The organism is Leptospira idonii (assembly GCF_004770995.1).
GTDB lineage: Bacteria > Spirochaetota > Leptospiria > Leptospirales > Leptospiraceae > Leptospira_A > Leptospira_A idonii.
In genome coordinates this window covers 1-3,148 of sequence record NZ_RQHW01000072.1, presented here as the reverse complement: position 1 = coordinate 3,148, position 3,148 = coordinate 1, and the positions used below count along the sequence as shown (strand labels likewise).

At 32.7% G+C, this 3,148-nt stretch carries 4 protein-coding genes; all 4 read left to right on the top strand.

What is annotated here, in order from left to right:
- Positions 1–631 (top strand): hypothetical protein (locus tag EHS15_RS19165; RefSeq protein WP_167884276.1); only part of this gene is annotated, 631 nt, incomplete at its 5' end.
- The gene (locus EHS15_RS19160; RefSeq protein ID WP_167884275.1) at positions 621–908 is read left to right on the top strand and encodes a hypothetical protein; all 288 of its coding nucleotides are present in this window, start codon (positions 621–623) and stop codon (positions 906–908) included. The genes EHS15_RS19165 and EHS15_RS19160, both read left to right, overlap by 11 nt.
- A complete protein-coding gene (locus tag EHS15_RS17080; RefSeq protein ID WP_135761808.1) occupies positions 880–1,497 on the top strand; it encodes a hypothetical protein in 618 nt (205 codons plus the stop codon). The genes EHS15_RS19160 and EHS15_RS17080 overlap by 29 nt, the downstream gene beginning before the upstream one ends.
- 397 nt (positions 1,498–1,894) lie before the next feature.
- Positions 1,895–2,995, top strand: coding sequence for a hypothetical protein (locus EHS15_RS17075; RefSeq protein ID WP_135761807.1), 1,101 nt, complete (start codon positions 1,895–1,897; stop codon positions 2,993–2,995).
- Positions 2,996–3,148 lie beyond the last annotated feature (153 nt).

Genomic DNA, 3,148 nt, shown 5'->3' with positions numbered 1-3,148 from the left:
TTTTCTAGGTAATGTTCGCTATGCAGAAGGTTTGCAGAAATTGATTTTTGGAGCGAGGGGGGAAGGTGATAAGAGCTTTTCGCAGATAAAATCAAGAATATTTGAGAATTTTGAATATAAAGCTTTAACCTTAGAGGAAAGAGAGGGAGAGAATCGAACTAGGCTCATCAATCAGATTAATCCTGATCATTTCGAAAAACTTAGCAAGGAACTGCAAACTGCTATTCAGGAGAATAATAGCTTTTGGACTCATTCTACTTTTGAGCGTTCAAACTATTTTAGAAGAGTAAAGGAGCTGAAAACAAACTTTCAGGCTAGGAAATTGTGGGTTGAGCTTCAGTATAAGAAATGGACTGATATTGAAGAGATCTGTAGGATTTTAGGATATTCGAAATCGGAAGTATTATTTATTATTCAAACTTGGGCTAGTGTTGGTTTGGTGAACTTATCAAAAACTAGGGGAAGATTTCGATTTATCTATCGGGTTTATAAAAAGCAGCAGAATCTGCATTATATTCTTTACACAGTTGCTCGAACAGGAGTTGGTAAGCGGCGGGAAAGAATTATGAAAAAGACAATTCAGATTAAACTAAAAAAGCATATTGGTAGAAGGAAAAAATATGGAAACTAACAAAAAGAAGACAAAATTTACTCCTGATCACTTACGAGGATTACTTAAGAAGCAAGATAACAAATGCTCTCTGACAGGGAGGCAAATCACTCCCCAGAATATAGAATGTGAATACATTCTACCTCTAAAAATGGGAGGTGCACATGATCCATCTAATGTCACTATCATTATAAATTCAGTTAGGGAGCTGAAACGATTTCATACGGTAGATGAGATTTATGAGATAGCGAAAGACATTATTAAAACGTATGAGAACAAGAAAAAGAAATCCAAATAATCCTTATAATTCTGTTCTTCTCAATCGTATTTTAAGAAATTTAAAGAGGCGAGGGGAAGCTTATTTCCTAACACCAATTAAGAAAAATAAGATCACTTGGAAAGAATCTTTCCAGCTCTGTTGTGATTATCTGAATTATGAACACAAAATTGAAACCTTTGATCCCTGGTCAGATCGAATCAATCAGTTATCTTATTATTTAGAATATACCATGTCTATTAATCGTCCTTGGGAAGAGGCAGAATTTAGAATCCTTGAGAGGCTGAATGAAGATTTAGGTAATAAATCAGATGAAAGAGAACTTCGAGCTTTCACGCATTCTTTAATCGGAAAGGTAATTATGAAATTCCATCGCTCGGCAAATTACAAAATCCCTAATTCAGATTCGATGAATAAAAATCTCAAGAGACTCTCTGCAAAATTAAGCGGAAATCGATTATCAGATAAGGGTAGGAATCAACGGGGATCTGATTGGGATTTTGTGCTTAGGGAGCTAGCTCAAAATAAAAATAGAAGAGAGGATTTGAGGGGTGATCTTATTGAGATCGGTATGCAGAAAATGAGGAATTTGGAGAAGATTGAGGTTTGAGTTTCTAATATTACCTTAGTTTAGAGGACTTCTAAGGTCAAAGTATGAGATTTCTCTTTATCCAAGGCAAGATACAGCCTATTTATCCCAATTGGGATAAAATTTGATTTATGTAATGGAGGGATTGGGGTATTGAGGAACTTTGTTCTTTTCTAAATCAATTTTACACAGCTCGATGCGGGGTTCTCCTATTGGGGCAACTTCACAACTGTTATGCAATAATATCTTGCGCAATTTTTACGATAACACCAAATAGCCGTGAAGTGGTTTCAGATTAAATTTGCTCGGTGTATGGAATTACCCGAAATATATACAGAAGGGCGGAAATCGTAAGCATAAAAGAAATTCGGTGATTAATAGTTTTGCGCCATCAGGATAAATAATATAGGAAAAATAAATGAGCTTTATTGAAGGACTATTAAACGCAGAAAAGAAAATACCAATAGGAATATTAGGAATAGTATTTTCTTTAATATTTGGAATTTTTGGCGCATATACATTTTTTTATGATAAAAAATCAAATTTAAGCTTTAAAATCAAAGCAGATTTTAACGTATTAGATATAAAGGAACCAATTGATGGTCTATCAATACTTTTAAATAACCGAGATCTGAAAAAAGAAAAACTCAATCTCAGAATAGTAAAAATATTTATCATTAATGACGGCGAGAACGATTTACTTGAAAATTTTTACGACTCGAAAAAGGATTTTGGGCTCCAAGTAGAACTTCCTTCAAAAATAATTCAGATTAGAAATGTAACGGCAAATTCAAGCTATCTAAAAGATACGCTCAACAATATTAAGCTCCAAAGAAATGGGTTTGTCTCCTTACCAAAGGCAATCTTCGAGAGAAATGATTTTATCTCATTAGATCTTGTTATTCTTCATGATTCAAGTGCAAAAAAACCAGAAGTAAAAATTATTGGAAAAATTGCAGGTATAAAAAAATTACAAACTACGGATGATACGAAACCCAGCGACGAAACAAACTTACTATATAGAACATTTGCGGGATCGGCAGGAATACAAATTATTAGAACTATATCTTATTTCATCATCGGTATAATAATAATCGCACTAATCATTTATATTATAACAACAATAAACGAAAAAATAGAAAAAAGAAAAATAAATTTAAGAAAGCAAAAAATCAACAGTATAAATATAGAGTTCACTAGCGATACACAGCTAAAATGGATATTCTCATACTATATTAAACATGGATCAGATGAAATAAGAAAACTAGAAAAATTATTATTAAGACCAAGAATATTGAAGGAATTTATAAAGCAACTTCAGAAAGAACAAAATCTCACTAAAACTATTAATCATTCTGATAGAGATAATGATATTGCTCGATATCTATTGCATAACAAAAATGAGCTGGCATACCAGGCAATATTAGAAGATTTGATTACTTTCACCACCAAGGGGGAAAGAATAAATATTCAACCGAAATTAATTGAGTCGATTAAATTAATTCTTTCTCTCGAGTGAAAAACCCTCGATCCATAATTACGGCTTACCGCTTCTCTGTGGAACTCGTGCGAAAGGCCGTATTTCATTTCGGTAAGTCTAGTTCGTTATATAAAATTTATTAATACATATTTAGGATAAGCATGGAAGATAAAGAAAGACAAAACAATTTCA

Coding starts and splice junctions, on each gene's coding strand:
- EHS15_RS19160 (WP_167884275.1), top strand. CDS start 621: ATGGAAACTAACAAAAAGAAGACAAAATTTACTCCTGATCACTTACGA.
- EHS15_RS17080 (WP_135761808.1), top strand. CDS start 880: ATGAGAACAAGAAAAAGAAATCCAAATAATCCTTATAATTCTGTTCTT.
- EHS15_RS17075 (WP_135761807.1), top strand. CDS start 1,895: ATGAGCTTTATTGAAGGACTATTAAACGCAGAAAAGAAAATACCAATA.